General features: G+C 66.8%; 15 protein-coding genes and 1 pseudogene. 8 read left to right on the plus strand and 8 right to left on the minus strand.

Annotation, left to right across the window (positions count from 1 at the left end; all coding sequences use genetic code 11):
- Nucleotides 1-48 precede the first annotated feature (48 nt).
- Nucleotides 49-2,595 (minus strand): ATP-dependent chaperone ClpB, encoded by a 2,547-nt coding sequence (gene clpB, locus AC5Y21_RS12285; RefSeq protein WP_499912599.1) that lies wholly within the window; start codon nucleotides 2,593-2,595, stop codon nucleotides 49-51.
- 221 nt (nucleotides 2,596-2,816) lie between these two features.
- Here clpB and AC5Y21_RS12290 point away from each other — a divergent pair, with 221 nt between their 5' ends.
- Complete coding sequence (locus AC5Y21_RS12290; RefSeq protein WP_499912601.1) at nucleotides 2,817-3,464, plus strand: GAP family protein; 648 nt, start codon at nucleotides 2,817-2,819, stop codon at nucleotides 3,462-3,464.
- A gap of 98 nt (nucleotides 3,465-3,562) precedes the next feature.
- Here AC5Y21_RS12290 and AC5Y21_RS12295 read toward each other — a convergent pair whose 3' ends face one another.
- A complete protein-coding gene (locus AC5Y21_RS12295; RefSeq protein ID WP_499912670.1) occupies nucleotides 3,563-4,966 on the minus strand; it encodes a DUF7373 family lipoprotein in 1,404 nt (467 codons plus the stop codon).
- A 24-nt stretch (nucleotides 4,967-4,990) separates the two neighbouring features.
- Nucleotides 4,991-5,815, minus strand: a pseudogene (locus AC5Y21_RS12300) (serine/threonine-protein kinase); the annotation flags it as partial.
- A gap of 218 nt (nucleotides 5,816-6,033) precedes the next feature.
- Here AC5Y21_RS12300 and AC5Y21_RS12305 point away from each other — a divergent pair.
- Nucleotides 6,034-7,197 (plus strand): FAD-binding oxidoreductase, encoded by a 1,164-nt coding sequence (locus tag AC5Y21_RS12305; protein ID WP_499912603.1) that lies wholly within the window; start codon nucleotides 6,034-6,036, stop codon nucleotides 7,195-7,197.
- A gap of 13 nt (nucleotides 7,198-7,210) precedes the next feature.
- Nucleotides 7,211-8,113: an aldose 1-epimerase gene (locus AC5Y21_RS12310; protein WP_499912605.1), complete on the plus strand. Its 903-nt coding sequence runs from the start codon at nucleotides 7,211-7,213 to the stop codon at nucleotides 8,111-8,113.
- A gap of 11 nt (nucleotides 8,114-8,124) precedes the next feature.
- Here AC5Y21_RS12310 and AC5Y21_RS12315 read toward each other — a convergent pair whose 3' ends face one another.
- Genes AC5Y21_RS12315 through dnaK form a run of 4 tightly spaced genes read right to left on the minus strand, consistent with a single transcriptional unit; the run spans nucleotide 8,125 to nucleotide 12,291 of the window.
- Complete coding sequence (locus AC5Y21_RS12315) at nucleotides 8,125-8,523, minus strand: heat shock protein transcriptional repressor HspR (protein WP_499912607.1); 399 nt, start codon at nucleotides 8,521-8,523, stop codon at nucleotides 8,125-8,127.
- The gene (gene dnaJ, locus AC5Y21_RS12320; protein WP_499912609.1) at nucleotides 8,523-9,692 is read right to left on the minus strand and encodes a molecular chaperone DnaJ; all 1,170 of its coding nucleotides are present in this window, start codon (nucleotides 9,690-9,692) and stop codon (nucleotides 8,523-8,525) included. Before dnaJ ends, AC5Y21_RS12315 begins: the two co-directional genes overlap by 1 nt.
- Before the next feature lie 38 nt (nucleotides 9,693-9,730).
- The gene (gene grpE / locus AC5Y21_RS12325) at nucleotides 9,731-10,423 is read right to left on the minus strand and encodes a nucleotide exchange factor GrpE (protein ID WP_499912610.1); all 693 of its coding nucleotides are present in this window, start codon (nucleotides 10,421-10,423) and stop codon (nucleotides 9,731-9,733) included.
- The gene (gene dnaK / locus AC5Y21_RS12330) at nucleotides 10,420-12,291 is read right to left on the minus strand and encodes a molecular chaperone DnaK (RefSeq protein ID WP_499912612.1); all 1,872 of its coding nucleotides are present in this window, start codon (nucleotides 12,289-12,291) and stop codon (nucleotides 10,420-10,422) included. Before dnaK ends, grpE begins: the two co-directional genes overlap by 4 nt.
- Nucleotides 12,292-12,782: 491 nt before the next feature.
- Here dnaK and AC5Y21_RS12335 point away from each other — a divergent pair, with 491 nt between their 5' ends.
- From AC5Y21_RS12335 to AC5Y21_RS12350, 4 genes are read left to right on the plus strand one after another with little or no spacing between them, the layout of a single operon-like run.
- Complete coding sequence (locus AC5Y21_RS12335) at nucleotides 12,783-13,394, plus strand: TetR/AcrR family transcriptional regulator (RefSeq protein WP_499912614.1); 612 nt, start codon at nucleotides 12,783-12,785, stop codon at nucleotides 13,392-13,394.
- The gene (locus tag AC5Y21_RS12340; RefSeq protein ID WP_499912616.1) at nucleotides 13,391-14,056 is read left to right on the plus strand and encodes an enoyl-CoA hydratase-related protein; all 666 of its coding nucleotides are present in this window, start codon (nucleotides 13,391-13,393) and stop codon (nucleotides 14,054-14,056) included. Before AC5Y21_RS12335 ends, AC5Y21_RS12340 begins: the two co-directional genes overlap by 4 nt.
- Before the next feature lie 36 nt (nucleotides 14,057-14,092).
- Entirely contained in the window at nucleotides 14,093-14,905 is an 813-nt protein-coding gene (locus tag AC5Y21_RS12345) for a 1-acyl-sn-glycerol-3-phosphate acyltransferase (RefSeq protein ID WP_499912618.1), read from the plus strand.
- Between the two features lie 2 nt (nucleotides 14,906-14,907).
- Nucleotides 14,908-15,342, plus strand: coding sequence for an SRPBCC family protein (locus AC5Y21_RS12350; RefSeq protein ID WP_499912620.1), 435 nt, complete (start codon nucleotides 14,908-14,910; stop codon nucleotides 15,340-15,342).
- Nucleotides 15,343-15,356: 14 nt separating this feature from the next.
- On the opposite strand, the gene AC5Y21_RS12355 is transcribed toward AC5Y21_RS12350, so the two are convergent.
- Nucleotides 15,357-17,300, minus strand: a complete 1,944-nt coding sequence (locus AC5Y21_RS12355; RefSeq protein WP_499912622.1) for a LysR substrate-binding domain-containing protein — start codon at nucleotides 17,298-17,300, stop codon at nucleotides 15,357-15,359.
- Between the two features lie 82 nt (nucleotides 17,301-17,382).
- Here AC5Y21_RS12355 and AC5Y21_RS12360 point away from each other — a divergent pair, with 82 nt between their 5' ends.
- A complete protein-coding gene (locus AC5Y21_RS12360) occupies nucleotides 17,383-18,852 on the plus strand; it encodes an aldehyde dehydrogenase family protein (RefSeq protein ID WP_499912624.1) in 1,470 nt (489 codons plus the stop codon).
- Nucleotides 18,853-18,856: the final 4 nt, after the last annotated feature.

Here is an 18,856-nt window from a genome sequence, read left to right on the forward strand (position 1 = left end):
GATGGCGGCGACCCGCTTCGCCCGGCTACGCCGCGCTAGCGATCGCCGCTAGCCCAGGATCAGGCTGTCGCCGTCCGGGCTGACGTTGACCGGAACGGTGTCGCCGTCGTGCACTTCGCCGGCCAGCAGCATCTTGGCCAGCTGGTCGCCTATCGCCTGCTGCACCAACCGCCGTAGCGGACGCGCCCCGTACACCGGGTCGAAGCCGCGCTGCGCCAGCCAGCCCTTGGCCGGCAACGACACCTCGAGCTGCAGCCGCCGCTGCGCAAGCCGCTTGTCCAACTGGGCCAGCTGGATGTCGACAATCTGCACCAGCTCTTCGGGGTTGAGCCCGTCGAAAACCAGCACGTCGTCGAGCCGGTTGATGAACTCCGGCTTGAATGCCGCCCGCACGGCCGCCATGACCTGCTCCTCGTTGCCGCCCGACCCCAGGTTGGAGGTCAGGATGAGGATCGTGTTGCGGAAGTCGACCGTGCGGCCCTGCCCATCGGTCAACCGCCCCTCGTCGAGGACCTGCAGCAGCACGTCGAACACGTCAGGGTGGGCCTTTTCCACCTCGTCGAACAGCACCACGGTGTAGGGCCGCCGGCGCACCGCCTCGGTCAGCTGGCCGCCCTGGTCGTAGCCGATGTAGCCGGGCGGCGCACCGACCAGCCGGGCCACCGAATGTTTCTCGCCGTACTCGCTCATGTCGATGCGGACCATGGCCCGCTCGTCGTCGAACAGGAAGTCGGCCAGCGCCTTGGCCAGCTCGGTCTTGCCGACGCCGGTGGGGCCGAGGAACAGGAACGAACCCGTCGGCCGGTTGGGGTCGGCCACTCCGGCCCGGCTGCGCCGCACCGCGTCGGAAACCGCCTGCACGGCTTTCTTCTGACCGACCACGCGCTTGCCCAGCTCGTCCTCCATGCGCAGCAGCTTGGCCGTCTCGCCTTCCAGCAGCCGTCCCGCCGGGATGCCGGTCCACGCCGACACCACGTCGGCGATGTCGTCGGGGCCGACCTCTTCCTTGAGCATTTGAGCTTCGTGAGTCCGAGCGGTCGTATCGGCCGCGTCCAGCTTCTTTTCCACTTCGGGGATACGGCCGTAACGCAGCTCGGCGGCCTTGGCCAGGTCGCCGTCCCGCTCGGCGCGCTCGGACTCCCCGCGCAACGCCTCCAGCTGCTCCTTGAGTTCGCGGACGACGTCGATCGCGTTCTTCTCGTTCTGCCACTTCGCGGTCAGCTCGGCAAGCCGTTCCTTCTGGTCGGCCAACTCGGCACGCAGCTTCTCCAGCCGCTCCTTGGAGGCCTCGTCCTCCTCCTTGGCCAGCGCCATCTCCTCGATCTCCAGCCGGCGCACCAGGCGCTCAACCTCGTCGATCTCGACGGGCCGCGAGTCGATTTCCATCCGCAACCGGCTGGCGGCCTCGTCGACCAGGTCGATGGCCTTGTCCGGCAGGAACCGTGCGGTGATGTAGCGGTCGGACAGCGTGGCCGCCGCGACCAGCGCGGAGTCGGTGATGCGCACCCCGTGGTGCACCTCGTAGCGGTCCTTCAGCCCGCGCAGGATCCCGACGGTGTCCTCCACCGAAGGCTCCCCGACGAAGACCTGCTGGAAGCGCCGCTCCAGCGCGGCGTCCTTCTCGATGTACTTGCGGTACTCGTCGAGCGTGGTGGCACCGACCAGACGCAGTTCGCCGCGGGCCAGCATCGGCTTGATCATGTTGCCGGCGTCCATCGCCGACTCGCCGGTCGCGCCGGCGCCGACGATGGTGTGCAACTCGTCGATGAACGTAATGATCTGTCCGGCAGAGTTTTTGATGTCGTCGAGCACGGCCTTGAGCCGTTCCTCGAACTCACCGCGGTACTTGGCGCCGGCCACCATCGACCCGAGGTCCAGTGCAATGACGGTCTTGTCGCGCAGGCTCTCCGGCACGTCGCCGGCCACGATGCGCTGGGCCAGACCCTCCACGATCGCGGTCTTGCCGACGCCGGGCTCGCCGATGAGCACCGGGTTGTTCTTGGTACGACGGGACAGCACCTGCACCACGCGGCGAATCTCGTTGTCCCGCCCGATAACCGGGTCGAGCTTGCCTTCGCGGGCGCGGGCGGTCAGGTCGGTGGAGTACTTCTCCAGCGCCTGATAGGTGGATTCGGGATCGGCGCTGGTGACCCGGGCACTGCCGCGCACCTTGACGAACGCTTCCCGCAAGGCCTGCGGCGAGGCGCCGTGGCCGGTCAGCAGCTTGGCGACGTCGGAGTCGCCGGTGGCCAGCCCGACCATCAGGTGCTCGGTGGAGACGTATTCGTCGTCCAGCTCGGTGGCCAGGTGTTGCGCCGTGGTGATGGCCGCCAGCGACTCGCGGGACAGCTGCGGCTGCGAACTGGAGCCGCTGATCTGGGGCAGCCGGTCCAGCAAGCTCTGCGTTTCAGCGCGGACCGTCGCGGGTTCGACGCCGACAGCCTCCAGCAGCGGCGCGGCGATCCCGTCGTTCTGCGTCAGCAGCGCCAACAGCAGATGAGCGGGCCTGATCTCGGGGTTGCCGGCGGCGGTCGCCGCCTGCAGCGCCGACGTCAGGGCAGCCTGCGTTTTGGTTGTCGGGTTGAAAGAGTCCACGAACAGCCTCCGTTCCTTTCAAGAAGAAGGTTCTGAAAAAATGCTTGTCGCGTTGTTCAACGCCGTCAAGGTTGAGTCTGTTCCGCTCAACTTTAGCGAATTTTCTGATACTCGAATAGCCCCGCGCCGCGCCTGGGCCGGGAGAGCCGGTTTCAGCCCGAGCGGTCCGCGGGTTCTGATCGGCTACGGTTTTCGCCGTGACGGTCGGATGGGGTCCATAAATGGTGGAATTGCTGCCGCTGGCGCTGGTGATCACGGTTTCGCCGTTCTCGATCATCCCGGCGGTGCTCGTCTTGCACGCGCCGCAACCCCGGCTGACCAGTCTGGCGTACCTGGGCGGCTGGCTATTCGGGCTGACCGGACTGACCGCGGTCTCGATCGCCATCTCCAGCATGCTCGGCGGCCTGAGAAGCTCCCCGCCGCACTGGGCGGCGTGGCTGCGGATAGCCGTCGGCATATTGCTGATCGTCTTCGGAGTCATCCGCTGGCTGACTCGGCAGGGTCATGACCACATGCCGGCGTGGATGCGAACGTTCACCAGTGTCACCCCGGCCCGGGCGGCGCTGACGGCATTGGTGCTGATCGTTGTGAATCCTAAGGTGCTGTTCGTCTGCGCGGCCGCCGGTCTGGCCATCGGTACCGACGCGCTGGGCGCAGTGGGAACCGTGGCGTCCGCGGCGTTGTTCATCGCGGTGGCAGCGTCCTCGGTCGCCGTCCCGGTGCTGGGCTACGCGCTCAGCGGCGGCCGCCTCGACCCTGCGCTGCAGCGACTCAAGGACTGGATGGAGAAGCACAACGCCGCCCTGGTCGCGGCCATTCTGGTGTTGATCGGGCTGGTCGTGCTCTACAAGGGAATCCGTCAGCTGTAGTTAGCTACGGACGGCGCGGGTGGCGGGGCCGGCCGCAGCGACGGAAACCGGGAATCGCCGTTCGGCGCGAACGGGACCGACGGGACGCCGTAGCGTCCTCAGGCGCTGTTGACGAGGATCGCGTACTGGGCGGCGGCGCGCTGGCCCGCGTCCTTTTCCTCGTTGCTCCACACCAGACCCACGTAACGCCCGTATGTGACCCAACACATGAAGCGAACGTTCGCGTTGTCCGCCCAGATCTTTGACTTGTTCTCGTGGCAGCGGGCATTCGGGACATCCGCGGGTGCTGCGACGTCGTGGTCGGCGAATTCCTCCCGGTTTGCCTCGGTCACCTGGGACAGCAGGGTCTGCGCCGATTTTTCGTCGCGGGCCCGCAGCAGCACACCGTCGGGGGTGAAGGCGCACCGGTCAACCCCAGCCTTGGCGTACAGCCCGTCTTTGGTGGGTTTGGCGTCCTGGCACACGTAGACCGCACGAGGACCGACCGTCCCGAAATTTGCGGATATCTTCGGTTGGTCTCCCGCAAGGAGAACACGACTGAGCATGTTGTCCACATCGCGCGGGAGCATCGTGAGGCCGGCGTCGACGGAGGGCATCAGCTTGTCCATGAGCGGCGTCTGCAAGTCCAAAATGCGCTGGATTCGCTTCAGCAGATAGTCCAGATTGGGACGCTCGTCGCTGCGAACCGCGATGGAGGCAACGACCCTGCCCACCGCAACGGTCGCCCCGACCGACGGGGACATGTTGCGGTAGTGCGCCTTAGCTTGCGGGTACCCCGGGACCGCGACCGCCTGGTTTTCCGGATTAACCGCGAAGTCGGTCGCGTCCATCTCCCTTGCGGCCCGCGCCGCCGCGTCCTCATTGGGAAAGCTGGTCAACATGACCATCATCAAGTCGCCGGCCTTCTCACGAACGAAGTCTTGGATGCGCTTTGAGTAGCCTTGGACGACGTAGGCGGCGATCATGCCGTACTTGTCCAAGACCGGTTGGGTGAGCGGGGTTCCGGTCCCGGAGATGGTCGTGGCAGCAGCCTTTGAATCCGCGACAGCAACTCCGTAAACGTGATCGATTATCGGGTCGACATCATAGGGGTTCACGATCCCCTCGGCGAGGCGGAACGACTCGAGGAACACGCCCTCCTCCTTCGATGTGGGACCCGACAGCTGCCGCGGCTTCGTCTGGTAATGCCCGACGTCGAGGTTGCTGACGTCGGGCCGTCGGGCCTGCGAGGGCGATGTGCCGCCGTCCAGCTTCCAGATCATGCCGCCGGCCACCAGGGCGACCACAAGCGCGGCCGCGGCCGCCGCGATCAGGATCCTCCGGCGTCGCTTGCCGCCCGTGGGGCCGGCCTGCGGCCACGGCGTTACCGGCGGCGGACCATACGGCGCCGGCGGTTCGGACAACTGCTGCGCCCAGTGCGGCGGTGGCGTTTGCGGCCCGGGCGGTGGCGTGTAGTACGCGGGCGGAATCGTCGCGGGAGCCGCCATGGTGGGCAACGGCATGGCGGCGGTCGCGGAGCCCAGGGACGCAATCGCCTGCTCCGCCGCCCGGGCAAACTCACCGCTCGTCGCGTAGCGGTCTTCGGGTTTTTTGGCCATGCCACGCGCGATCACGTCGTCCAACTCCGGTGGCAGCCCGACACGCAAGCTGGCCCGCGGCACCGGCGTGGTCAGGTGCGCGGCGACCAGGGTCCCGCGGTCGCCGGTAAATGGCGGCGTGCCGGTGAGCGCTTCGAACAGCACGCAGGCCAGCGCGTAGATGTCGGCACGGAGAGTCACGACACTGTTGTCGCCGGTGAAGCGTTCCGGCGCCATGTAGGTCCAGGTTCCCAGGGTGTCGCCGGCCTGCGTCAACGTCTCCTCGGTAGCGGCGTTGGCAATCCCGAAGTCCACCAGATAGGCGAAGCCGTCGGCCGTGATGAGGATGTTGCCCGGTTTCACGTCGCGGTGTAGCACGCCGGCACCGTGCGCGGCGTCTAGCGCCGAGGCGACCTGGGCCACTATCGACACGGCTTTCGCGGGCGGCAGCGGCCCGGTCCGCTCCAGCATGGTGTCCAAGTCGATGCCGTTGATCAGCCGCATATCGACGTAGAGCTGCCCGTCGATCTCGCCGGTGGAATGAATCGGCACGACGTGCGGATCCTGCAAGCGCCCGGCAATCCGCGCTTCGCGCTGCAGCCGCTGCCGGTAGCCCCGGTCCAGCGCGTACTTCTGCGCAATCAGCTTCAACGCCACGACGCGGTCCATGACGGTGTCCTGGGCCTCATAGACGGTTCCCATACCGCCGCTGCCCAGCAACCGCTTCAGCAAGTAAGGACCGAACCGCGTCCCCAGCTGTAGGCCTGTAGTCATCGCCGCTCTCCTGTAGCCGGTCACCACTCAATATCGTTACGCGACAGTCGACTTCGCTTGGCGATCGCCAAGTCGTCGAGGTCAGGTGTGGGCGATCGGCCGAGGATCTTCTGCCTACTGCAGGCAAACGCTAACTGCGGCAGTACTCCATCGGTTAAGTAGTCGACTACTGCATTCCCGAGCCCAGTGATTCCCGGGCGCGCTTAGAATCGAGGTCCGTGGGGTTAGAGGACCAAAACGCGTTGCAGGTGTTGCGCGACGCATTTCAGCCGGAAACCCCCAACGAACTCGTTCGGCGGTTCTACGCCCACTGGTTTGACCTCGACGTCTCGGTGCGCGACCTGTTTCCACCCGAAATGGAAGGCCAGCGCGCCGCTTTCGCTCACGCGCTGCACTGGGTGTACGGCGAGCTGGTCGCCCAGCGCGCCGACGAGCCGGTGGCGTTTCTGGCCCAGCTCGGCCGCGATCACCGCAAATACGGTGTGCTGCCGGGTCACTACGACACGTTGCGGGGTGCGCTCTACACCATGCTGCGGACCCGGCTGGGTGAGGCGTGGACGGATGCCGTCGACGCCGCGGCTACGCAGTCGCTCAACCTGATCACCGGGGTGATGAGCGGCGCCGCCGACGCCGAGGAGGGACCCGCCTGGTGGGAGGGCACCGTCACCGAGCACATCCGCGCGTCGCGGGATCTGGCGGTCGTTCGGCTGCTCCTGGACCGCCCGATGCCCTACCACCCCGGCCAGTACGTCAACGTCCACGTCCCGCAATGCCCGCGCCGCTGGCGATATCTCAGCCCCGCCATTCCGGCCGACCCCGACGGCGCGATCGAGTTCCACGTCCGAGTCGTACCCGGCGGATTGGTCAGCACCGCCGTCGTCAACGAGACTCGGCCCGGCGACCGGTGGCGATTGTCCACCCCGCACGGCGGCATGTGGGTGGACCCCAACGGCGGGGACGTGCTGATGGTGGCCGGCAGCACCGGACTCGCGCCGCTGCGGGCATTGATCATTAATCTCTCCCGCCACGCGCAGAACCCACGGGTGCATCTGTTCTTCGGCGCGCGATACCGCTGCGAGCTCTACGACCTGCCCACCCTGTGGCAGGTCGCGGCCCACAACCCGTGGCTGTCGGTCTCGCCGGTCTCGGAGTACAGCCGCGACCCGGCCTGGGCGGCCGACTACCCGGACGTGACGCCGCCCCGCGGCCTGCACGTGCACCAAACCGGCCGGCTGCCAGAGGTGGTGACCAAATACGGGGGCTGGGGCGACCGGCAGATCCTGATCTGCGGCGGACCGGCCATGGTCCGCGCCACCAAAGCGGCGCTGATCGCCAAAGGCACTCCGCCAGAACGTATCCAACACGATCCGCTGTCCAGGTAAGTCGAGGTAAGCCATGCGCTCAGTTACGCTGCGTGACCCTTCGTCGCCCCCGTCGTCGCCGGTGGCCGCGCAGTTCGTACCGGAGGCCGGCATGATCGGCGTTTCGCTGACCGACTCCGAGGTGGAACTACTCGGCCAGCGACGTGGTCTGGATGCCTACCTCACCGACGGCAAGACGATGGGCATCCCGATTCTCTACCCGTGGGCAAATCGGTTGGGCTCCAACAGCTATACCGTCGACGGCGAGGTCGTCACCCTGGAGCCCGGCACCGACGGCGTCCGCACCGACCCGAACGGGTTGCCGATCCACGGCCTGGTCGCCGGCTATCGGGGCTGGCGAGTCATGAGCGAAACGGCCAACGAGCTGATCGCCGAACTGAACTTCGGCACCGATCCGGCGCTACTGGCCAGCTTCCCGTTCCCGCACCTGCTGGTGGTGCGGGTCGGGCTCGTCGACCGGACGCTGACCGTGCACACCACCGCGGCCGCCACCACCGACAAGGCTGTGCCGCTTTGTTTCGGCTTCCACCCGTACCTTCGGTTGCCTGGCGTGCCCCGCAGCCAGTGGCGCATCGAAACGCCGCGGCTGCGCCATCTGCTCGTCGACGACCGTGGACTGCCTACCGGCGAGAGCGAGCCGCAGCCGGCCGCCTCGGAAACGTTGGGCGACAAGGCTTTCGACGATGGCTACGACCAGGTCGCCGACGGCGCGGTGTTTGCGGTGTCGGGCACTGACCGACGCATCGAGGTCCGCTTCGATCACGGCTTCCCGGCGGCGCAGATCTTCGCACCCCCCGCCGAGGACCTGGTATGTTTCGAGCCGATGGCCGCGCCAACCGACGCGTTGCGTCAAGGCGGCTATCGCAGCGCGCACCCAGGCGAGCCGGCGGTGGCCCAGTTCTCTATTCGGGTGTGAGCTAACGCGCCCTAACGCGACCTGCGTGGCTGCCAGACCACCAGGGCCGTGCTCTTGGGCACCACCGCGAGATCGCGGCGCTGGGTGGCGCGCAAGGCCGCCAATTCCTCACTCATTTCCTGCAGCCTCGACTGCAGCGCCTCCACCTGGTTGGTGAGCTCGATGATCCGCTTGATGCCGGCGAGGTTGACACCCTCGTCCTGCGAGAGCCGCTGCACCTCGCGCAGCAGATCCACGTCGTGCTCGGAATAGCGACGCCCGCCACCGGAGGTGCGTTCCGGGCGGACCAGCCCGAGCCGGTCGTAAGTACGCAGCGTCTGCGCGTGCATGCCGGACAATTCGGCGGCCACCGAGATCAAGAACGTCCGCGACTCTTGCCTTTTCTTCGGATTCTTCGGATCCCTGACCATCAGCGATTACCTGCCCATCCGGCCCGCGGGTCGAAACCACTTGACCGCTCGGCCGCCGCATAGGCCTCCAGCGTCTCCTGGGCGGCGCCCTCCACATTCGGCGGGACGGCAACCTTTACGGTGACAAGCAAGTCGCCGTTGCCGCCGCTGCGCTTGGGCACACCGCGTCCGCGCACCCGCAGGATGCGGCCATCGGCGGTACCCTTTGGCACCCGGACGCCCACCGTGCCGTCCAGCGTCGGTACCGAAAGCGTTGAGCCCAACGCCAATTCGGCGAAGCTGACCGGGATGGTCACGGTGAGGTCGTCACCGTCGCGGCCAAAGACCTTGTCGGGCCGCACATGCACCGTCACGTACAGGTCGCCCGACGGGGCACCCCGTAGCCCGGCCTCGCCCTGCCCGGCCAGCCGGATCCGCTGCCCGTCCTCGACGCCGGGCGGTATCCGCACGTTGATGGTGCGGCTGCGGGTCGTGACGCCGGTGCCTTTGCACTCCTCGCAGGGGTGCTCGATGATCGAGCCGCTGCCCCGGCAGTCGGTGCAGGGTTCGGAGAAGCCGAATGCGCCCTGGTTGCGGCTGATCACGCCGGAGCCGTTGCAGGTGGGACACACCTTCGGGCTGGTGCCCGGGCGCGCGCCGCTGCCGTGGCAGTTGGTGCACGGCGCCGGGCTGGTCAGCCGCAACGGCATCGCGACGCCCTTGGCGGCCTCGATGAAGTTCAGCTCGGTTTCGGTCTCCAGGTCGTTGCCGCGGCGTGGCCGGGTGGGACGAGGGCTGGCGCCGCGGCCGAACAAGCCGCCGAACAGGTCGCCGATGTTGGTCCCGCCGGACCGGCCCGCGGCGTCGAACAAATCGTTGAGGTTGAATTCGGCGCCGTCACCGCCCATTCCGAAGCCGCCGAAGCCGCCGGTGTCGAACCGCCGGCCACCTAAACCACCGCCGGCGAACAGTCGGCGGGTTTCGTCGTACTCCTTGCGCTTGGCCTCGTCGGACAACACGCTGTACGCCTCGGAGACAGCTTTGAACCGCTCCGCCCCGCCGGGGTTCTTGTCCGGATGCAGATCGGAAGCGAGCTTGCGATATGCCGTCTTGATCTCTTTGGCGCTGGCGTCGGAGGAGACGCCCAGCTCCTTATAGAAGTCCTTTTCGACCCATTCGCGCTGGGCCATTTCGCGTCACCCCCTCTCACCTTCCTGCATTGCCGTCACTAATTTTCCGCTGACTCTGATTCTGTGCCCTGCTCGCCCGGGGCGTCCGCGTTATCGTCCGTGTCGGCCAGCTCGGTTTCGGCGGCCGGCACGGCCGTATCGACCGAGTCGCCGGGCACCGTGTCGACGACCCCGACCAGGGCGTGGCGCAAGACCTGGTCGCCCAGTTTGTAGCCCTGCCGCATGACGGTCCCGATCACCGGTCTGGAGCCCTCGGCGCCGTCGCCGTCGTGCTGCACGGCTTCATGCAGGACGGGGTCGAAATCCTCGCCCTCGGCACCGAAGGACGTCAGGCCGAACGCGGTCAGCGCACTCGTCAGCTTGTCGGCGACCGACTTCAACGGCCCCGACTCCAGATCGCCATGCTTGCGCGCCCGGTCGAGATCGTCGAGCACACCCAGCAACTGGCTGACGACAGCCGCTTTGGCGCGATCTGCGGCCGCTTGCTGGTCGCGCAACGCCCGCTTGCGGTAGTTGGTGAAGTCGGCCTGCACCCGTTGCAGGTCCGCGGTCAGCTCGGCGACTTTGTCTGTCGTCTTGTCCGAGGCCTGATCCGCGGGGCTGCCGGCCTGACCCGAAGGCCCGTCGCCTCCCGGCGGACCGCCGGGAGGGACGTGCCGAACTTCACCTGTTTCGGGGTCGATCCGTCGTTTGTCAGTGACCGTCACCTGTTCCGGATTGCCTTCCGTCACTTTGACTCCCGATCGTCATCGACCACCTCCGCGTCCACCACATCGTCGGATGCGCTGGCGCCGGCGCCGGGCTCGGCGCCCGTAGCGTCAGAGGCGGCGCCCTGAGCGGCCTGGGTGGCCTCGTAGATCGCCTGTCCCAGTGCCTGCGACTCCTGGCCCAGCTTCTCCATCGCGGACTTGATCGCGGCGATATCCGAGCCACCGAGCGCTGTCTTGGCCTCCGCCACTGCGGCATCGACCTTGTTCAGCGTGTCCTCGGGGACCTTCGAACCGCCTTCAGCTTCGCGCTGCTCTTTGACGAACTTCTCCGTCTGGTAGACCAGCGTTTCGGCCTGGTTGCGGACGTCGGCCTCCTCGCGACGCTTGCGGTCCTCGTCGGCGTGCGCCTCGGCGTCCTTGATCATCCGGTCGATTTCTTCCTTGGACAGGCCAGAGCCCTCCTGGATCCGGATGGTGTTCTCCTTGCCGGTGCCCTTGTCCTTGGCCGTGACATGCACGATGCCGTTGGCGTCGATGTCGAAGGTCACCTCGATCTGCGGGACGCCGCGCGGAGCCGGCGGGATACCGGTCAGCTCGAAGGAGCCGAGCAGCTTGTTGTGCGAGGCGATCTCGCGCTCACCCTGATAGACCTGGATCTGCACCGACGGCTGGTTGTCGTCGGCGGTGGTGAAGGTCTCCGACCGCTTGGTGGGGATCGTGGTGTTGCGCTCGATGAGCTTGGTCATCACGCCACCCTTGGTCTCGATACCCAGGCTCAGCGGCGTAACGTCAAGCAGCAGAACGTCTTTGACCTCGCCCTTGAGGACACCCGCCTGCAGCGCGGCACCCACGGCCACGACCTCGTCGGGGTTGACGCCCTTGTTGGGCTCCTTGCCGCCGGTCATCTCCTTGACCAGATCGCTGACCGCGGGCATCCGGGTCGAACCGCCGACCATCACCACGTGATCGATGTCGGACACCGAGATGCTGGCGTCCTTGATGACCTGCTGGAAGGGCTGACGGGTGCGGTCCAGCAGATCCTGAGTGATCTTCTGGAACTCGGCGCGGGTCAGCTGCTCGTCGAGGAACAACGGGTTCTTGTCCGCGTCGACGGTGATGTAGGGCAGGTTGATCGACGTGCTGCCCGACGAGGACAGCTCGATCTTGGCCTTCTCGGCGGCTTCCCGCAGCCGCTGCATGGCCATCTTGTCCTTGGTCAGGTCGATGCCGCTGGTCCCTTTGAACTTGTCGACCAGCCAGTTGACGATGCGGTCGTCCCAGTCGTCGCCGCCCAGGTGGTTGTCACCGCTGGTGGCGCGAACCTCGACCACGCCCTCGCCGATCTCGAGCAGCGAGACGTCGAAGGTGCCGCCGCCGAGGTCGAAGACCAGGATGGTCTGTTCCTTCTCGCCCTTGTCCAGGCCGTAGGCCAGGGCTGCGGCGGTCGGCTCGTTGACGATGCGCAGCACGTTGAGACCCGCGATCTGGCCTGATTCCTTGGTGGCCTGGCGCTGGGCGTCGTTGAAGTAAGCGGGGACGGTGATGACCGCGTCGGTGATGTCCTCACCAAGATAGGCCTCCGCGTCGCGCTTCAACTTCATCAAGATCCGGGCGCTGATCTCCTGCGCCGTGTATTTCTTGCCGTCGATCTCGATGGACCAATCGGTGCCCATGTGCCGCTTGACCGAACGCACAGTGCGGTCGACGTTGGTCACCGCCTGGTTCTTGGCCGGCTGGCCGACGAGCACTTCGCCGTTGCGTGCGAATGCGACGACGGACGGCGTGGTCCGGGAGCCTTCGGAATTTGCGACGACGACCGGGTCGCCACCTTCCAGCACGGATACGACGGAGTTGGTGGTCCCGAGGTCGATACCGACCGCACGAGCCATAGTGATTCCTCCTGAGTAGTTGGCTTCTGTGTTGCACTATGCTGAGTGAACCCCGCTCAAGACTGCTACCGGTAAAGCCCGGATGTCAACTCAGACTTGAGCTGCATCCACTCAACTTGTTGACCATGCTAACGGCAGGCGCCGACATCTTGTTCCCGGGGGTCCGAAATCTCTCGGCCTGGGCGGTCGGGGGCCTATCGCGGCGAGGCATCGAGCGTGAAGTGCTGGCTTGAGCGTGAAGTGGCGGCTTTGAAGTGGCGGCTTGAGCGTGAACTGGCGGCTTTGATTGTGTATCCGGGGCGAGAAAATCGACGAATCTGCGCCCTACATGCACGCGCAAAGCCGTCGTTTCACAGCCAACGCCGTGGCTTCACCGTCAACGCCGTGGCTTCACCGTCAACGCCGTGGCTTCACCCTCAACGCCAACACTTCACAGCCGACGCAGCGAGGCCCCGGAAATAACAGAGCGCTTGCTCTGTTATCCTGTCCGCATGCCCCGCCCCCGCATACATGACCCCGACCGCGTCCTCGACGCCGCCGAGTCGCTGGTGGCCGCCTCCGGGCCGGCCGCAGTGACCATCCGGGCGATCAGCGCGGCCGTCGGCGTCTCGAACGGCGCGGTGTATCACACCTTCGGGTCGCGGACGGGACTGTTGGCCCGGGCGTGGCTGCGGGCCGGGCACCGGTTTCTGGATGCCCAGACAGAGTTGGTGGATCAGGCACCGTCGGGAATCCAGGCCGTATTGGCTGCCGCTGACACGCCCGCGGTTTTCGCCGAGCAGTATCCGGATTCGTGCCGGCTGCTACTGACCGTGCAGCGTGACCAGCTCCTGCACCCAGACCTACCCGACGAGATCGCCACCGAGATCAGGGATCTCGAGGCGACGCTGGTCAGTTTGATGATTCGGCTTGCGGTCAGTGTGTGGGACCGCAAAGACGCCGCTGCCGTCGACACCATCACCATGTCCATCGTCGATCTGCCCACCGCGATCCTGCTGCGCCGCGACCGCTTGCGCAGCACGACGGCGCGTCAGCAACTGCGCGCGGCCGTGAAAGCAGTGCTGGACGTCGGTCCGCCGCCGCAGAAAGGAACACCACCGTGACAATCAAATTGGACTACGACGAGAAGATCGCCATCCTGGACCTCGGCGACGACGAAAACCGTTTCTCGCCCGACTTTCTCGACGACATCAACGCGCGACTCGACGAGATCGTCGCCGGCGGCGCGGACGGCTTGGTGACGACGGCGGCCGGCAAGTTCTACACCAACGGCCTGGATCTGGACTGGCTCACCGCTCACGCCGACCAGGCCCAGTGGTACGTCGGGCGGGTCGGCGGGTTGCTGGCCCGCGTGCTGACACTGCCCATTCCCACCGCGGCAGCGGTCGTCGGCCACGCGTTCGGCGCCGGGGCGATGCTGGCCCTGGCTCACGACTTCCGGGTGATGCGCGCCGATCGCGGCTACTTCTGCTTTCCCGAAGTGGACATCAACATCCCCTTCTCGCCGGGTATGGCCGCGCTGATCCAGGCCAAGCTCGCTCCGCAGACGGCAGTCGCCTCGATGACGACCGGCCGCCGCTTCGGCGGGGACGACGCCGCGCGCATCGGAATCGTCGACGCTACCGCCGCCGAAGAAGCGGTGACCGACGCCGCGGTCGACCTGCTGCGCCCGTTGGGCCGCAAAGACCAGGGCACGCTGGGCGCGATCAAGCAGACCATGTTCGCCAATGCCGTCGCCGCGCTCACCGCGCCGGGCGCGGATTAAGGTTCCCGCCGTGAAAAAGTGGTTAATCTCATCGAGGTGACCGACAACGCCCCGATACCCGAACAACTTCGCCACCGCGATCCCGAGTTCATCCGCGCAGTCCTGCCGCCGTTGTGGTTAGCCTCGACGATCTGGTTTCGGGCCGAGGTGCACGGCTTTGAAAACGTTCCCGACGAGCCGGTACTGTTCGTCGGCAATCACAGCGGTGGCGGCTCCACGCCGGACACCTTCATCTTCCTGCTTGCCTACAACACCTTTTTCACCGTCGAAGGGCGCCCGCTGTATGGACTGGCGCACGACACCATTACGGCCGCACCCGTTGTCGGGGGATGGACCCGCAAGCTCGGCGTGGTGCCGGCTGCCAACTCTTTCGCCGAGACCGTCTTCACCAGTGGCGGTTCCGCGCTTGTTTACCCCGGCGGGGATGTGGAGGCGCTCCGCCCGTGGCGCGACCGGAACAAGATCGTCTTCTCCGGTCGCCAGGGCTTCTTGCGATTGGCCCACCGATGCAACGTGAAAATCATGCCGGTGGTCGCCACCGGCGGACACGACACGCTGGTCATCCTCAACGACGGCCGTCGCACCGCGAAGCTGCTGAGGCTGGACAAACTGGCCCGAGTGAAGAGCATGCCGATGACTCTCAGCGTCCCGTGGGGGCTGTCGCCGCTCCCGCTGCCGCATTTTCCCCTGCCGGCAAAGATCCGCATGCAAGTGCTCGAGCCGGTCGATCTACGCGAACGCTTCGGCGACAAACCGGATTGGGATCACGCCTACGACTACGTCACCAGCGTCATGCAGGTCGGGCTGTCCAAGCTGGCCAGCAGAACCGTCGTGCCGATGGTCCGCTGACTATGACCCAGAAAATCAGCGTGTCCCGCCGCGTGCGCTGCCCGCTCGACGAGAGCAGCGCCTTCGTCACCGACCCGCACAAGCTGCTGTCCAAGACGTCCACGCTCAGCCGATGCCGATTCATCGAGTCCCGCGACGACGGCGAGCTGTGGGATGTCTACCTGGACAGCGGCACCGTGCACCTGGGCGGACGGGTGCTCATCGAACCGCCCGACGGCAACCGGCTGCACTGGCAATCGGTACGGGGAACGCGACACTCATTCGATGCTCTCGTCGAGCCCGACGATCAAGGCAGCCGGCTCACAATGACTTTGGCGTTTTCGGTCACCGGATACGGCATTGCCTGGATCAGCGAGATGATCGGACGCGGTCTGGTCGCGCGCAACCTGGAAGCCATCGCCGAGGAAATCCGACACCACCTCGAATTCGAGCGGTAGCCGCCCGGGGCCCCTCAGCGGCTGACGTTGACGATGACCCGTTGCGTGTTGTACGGCTCCCCGAACGGTATCCCGTGCGAATCGGCGAGTGTATTCCATTGGCTGGCAAAGATGTTCATGAAGTCAAGGGTGGAGCCGGGAACGATGTAGCCGCCGTAGTTCTGCGGCACGAAGTTCGGAGCAGCCGGGTCACTCTGCTGCATGACGACGGTCATCGCGCCCTTGCTGAACACCTCGGTGGGGTGATCGGCTACCCATATCTCCACAGCGCCGTCGGGGCCACCGCGGACGTTGAAGCCGGATAGCACGGCCGCACCGTCGACTTCCCAGAAGCGGAGTTCACCAAAGCAGGTGGCACTGATCGCGACGGCTTCTTGTCCTGGTGCGCCCCAGCCGGTGCTGCCGTCGGGCAGCCGCACGTAGGGCTGCCACGCGGAGCGGTCGGGGAAAGTATCGGGGTCGGCGCGGTAGAGGGTGACTGGATGGCTGCGGTCGAACGCGTCGGCGGCGATATACACGTGGCCGTCTTGGCTTTGGTAGCCGCTGAGCTGTGATTGGCCACCGTTTGCATAGTCGGCCGGACGCCATGACCCTGCGACCGGCGTCCAGCCCGCAGACGGGTCATTGGTGACTTCCACCAGCCACGAACCGCCCTCGGGGCGCAGCGCGTTGGTGCCCACCACCAGCAGGTAGGTCCTGCCGTTGACCCGGATGCTGCCCGACGGCAGCGTGTTCGTGTCGCGCGCCTGCGGCGGCGGGATGAACAACGGGTTCGGGCTTCCCCGGGGTCCGGTCAGGGGCGCACCGAAATGCGGGTGCCCGGTGTCGTCGAAGGTCACCGGCACCGCCACCGACGGGTAGTGCGGGTCGCTGCCTACCTTGCTACCGCCGAATGCATCGCCGAAGACGGCCACATACGACCCGTCGGGCAGTTGAACGATCTCCCCCAGGTCCGCAGCGCCGATGCCGGGTATCCCGGAGGGCGCTCCGCTCCCGGCGACCGGTCCAAGGTTGCGCACCTCGCCACGCTGCAGCGCCACCGCCTGTCGGTGTGGCGAAGCGGCCGAGTCCGGGAGGTCTTCTTCGATCAGCGCCAGCAGGGCGCGGGTGGCGGCGCTGGTCGGGCGGGTCGCCAACGTGGCGACGTACAGCCGCCAACGCAGATCGCAATCGGCCACCCGGACCGTCACCAGGCCCGAATCGTCGACGTCGTCGAGGACGGACCAGCTCATGAAGCCGATTCCCAGCCCGTTTCGGATGTAACGCGCGGCGGTGCCGATGTCGGCGACCTCCACGGCGACGGTCCGTTCGACGCCGGCGGCGGCGAATGCGTTGTCGACCACGGTTCGGTTGCCGTATCCCGGCGGGCCGTCGACGAACGACAATCCGGCCAGATCCGCCAGTGCCACCGAATCCCGCTCGGCGATTGGGTGCTCGGCCGGAACCACCAGCAGCAGTGGGACTTCGGCGACCAGCCGGGCGTTCAGATCGGTCGGCGGGGCGCCGATGAAGACCAGAAATGCGATGTCGAGATCCCCGTCGCGCAACTGTTGCGCCAGTCCGGTGGTTCCGGAGCTGGCGGCGCGCAGCTGGATCCGCACCTCGGGATGTCGGGCATGCAGGTCAGCCAGCAATGTCGGCAGGTCGATGACGCTGATCGACGTCAACGTCCCCACGGTGACGGTGCCGCGCACCGCGCCGCGGGTGGCGTTGACGGCGTCTTTGGCGGCGCGGGCAGCGTCCAGTGTCGCGCGGGCGTGGGCCCGCAGCTCCTGGCCGGCAGGCGTGAGCGTCACTCCGGCCTTGCCGCGGACGAACAATTGCGCGCCCAATTCGCCTTCCAGCGCTTTGACCGTCGCGGACACACCGGATTGGACGACATGCAACCGTTTGGCGGCTTGAGTGAAGCTACCGGCGTCGGCGACGGCGAGGAAGTATTCCAGGTGGCGTAGCTCCACCCGGCCATTATCACCTGTGCTGCTGGGAGCCATCAGAAGCTTTCATTGGCGATGATCGCACGGGCGTGCGTAGCGTCGAAGCGTGCAGGTCACCAGAACCCGCTGGTCGTCAGCATCTGAGCAGGACCAGTTCACCGTCGACAATCCGGCCACCGGTCAGCCGGTCGCCGTGGTACACGGGTCCGGGCCGCAGCAGGTGGACCAGGCCGTGCGAGCCGCACACGCCGCGCATCTGGACTGGACACAACGCCCGGCCCGCGAGCGCGGCCGCTACCTGCGCAAGGCAGCCGACGTCCTTCGCGCCCACGCCGACGAGATCGCCGCACTGGAATCGCTGGAGATGGGCAAGCCGGTCACCCAGGCCCGGCAATTCGACGTCGAAGCCGCAATCGGGATCTTCGACTACTTCGCCAGCGTGGTGGAGGTGCTGCCCAGCCGCGCGCGGGACTACGGCCCGGTTTTCGACGTGACCACGCTGGAACCGTTCGGGGTGATCGCCGGGATTGTGCCGTTCAACTGGCCACCCATCCACACCGCCGGTAAGACCGCCCCCGCGCTGGCTGTGGGCAACGCCATCGTGCTCAAGCCGCCCGAGCAGGCGCCCTCGGTGGTGCTGCGCATGGTCGAACTCATCGGTTCGGTGCTGCCCGACGATCTGGTGCACGTGGTCCCCGGAGCGGGGGCGGTGGGGGCGGCGCTGGCCGGGCATCCCTTGGTCGGCAAGGTCTCGTTCACCGGCTCGCCGCAGACCGGCTCGGCGGTGCTGCGGACTGCGGCCGACAACCTCACCCCGACGCTGATGGAACTGGGCGGTAAGAACCCGCTGCTGGTCTTCGAGGACGCCGATCTACACGAGGCGCTGCTGGCCGCCGTCGACGGTGGGTTCTTCAATCAGGGCGAAGCCTGCACGGCGTCGTCACGAATATTGGTGCAGGACAGCATCTTCGCTGACTTCGCCGAGAGGCTGGGCGCCGCGGTGCGCCGGCTTCGGGTCGGTGACGGCGCCGATCCAGACACCGACGTCGGCCCGTTGGTCACCGCCGCGCAGCAAAAGCGGGTCCTGGAGTACCTCGACATCGGCGTCGCCGACGGTGCCCGCATCGCCGCTCAGGCGCCGCTGCCCAGCGATCCGCGACTCGCCAACGGCTTTTATGTGCCGCCCACTCTGCTCACCGACGTCACCCCGGACATGCGGGTGGCTACCGAGGAGATCTTCGGCCCGGTCGTCACGCTGCTGCCCTTCAGCGACGAGGACCAGGCGGTGCGGATCGCCAACGACACCCAATTCGGCCTTGTCGCAGGAGTTTTCACCCAGGACGTCGACCGAGCGCTGCGGGTGAGCCGCCAGATCAGGGCCGGCACCGTCTTGATCAACAACTACTTTCGCGTGGCCGTCGGCACCGGATTCGGCGGCGTGGGCCACAGCGGCTTCGGCCGTGAGCACGCCCAGGAGACGCTGGCCGAATACGGATACACCAAGACGGTCCGGTTTGCCGCCCGGCGGGACGAGCTGCCGCGCTGGAAGGCAGCCACCAGAGTGCTGGAGGGATAGTCGG

The sequence above is a fragment of the Mycobacterium sp. NGS41 genome, from assembly GCF_059812725.1.

Bases quoted from the DNA above. Each gene is read 5' to 3' on its own strand.
- dnaJ (WP_499912609.1), bottom strand. From the start codon at position 9,692: ATGGCCCAGCGCGAATGGGTCGAAAAGGACTTCTATAAGGAGCTGGGC.
- AC5Y21_RS12295 (WP_499912670.1), bottom strand. From the start codon at position 4,966: ATGCCGTTGCCCACCATGGCGGCTCCCGCGACGATTCCGCCCGCGTAC.
- AC5Y21_RS12290 (WP_499912601.1), top strand. From the start codon at position 2,817: ATGGTGGAATTGCTGCCGCTGGCGCTGGTGATCACGGTTTCGCCGTTC.
- AC5Y21_RS12310 (WP_499912605.1), top strand. From the start codon at position 7,211: ATGCGCTCAGTTACGCTGCGTGACCCTTCGTCGCCCCCGTCGTCGCCG.
- dnaK (WP_499912612.1), bottom strand. From the start codon at position 12,291: ATGGCTCGTGCGGTCGGTATCGACCTCGGGACCACCAACTCCGTCGTA.
- AC5Y21_RS12315 (WP_499912607.1), bottom strand. From the start codon at position 8,523: ATGGTCAGGGATCCGAAGAATCCGAAGAAAAGGCAAGAGTCGCGGACG.
- AC5Y21_RS12350 (WP_499912620.1), top strand. From the start codon at position 14,908: ATGACCCAGAAAATCAGCGTGTCCCGCCGCGTGCGCTGCCCGCTCGAC.
- AC5Y21_RS12335 (WP_499912614.1), top strand. From the start codon at position 12,783: ATGCCCCGCCCCCGCATACATGACCCCGACCGCGTCCTCGACGCCGCC.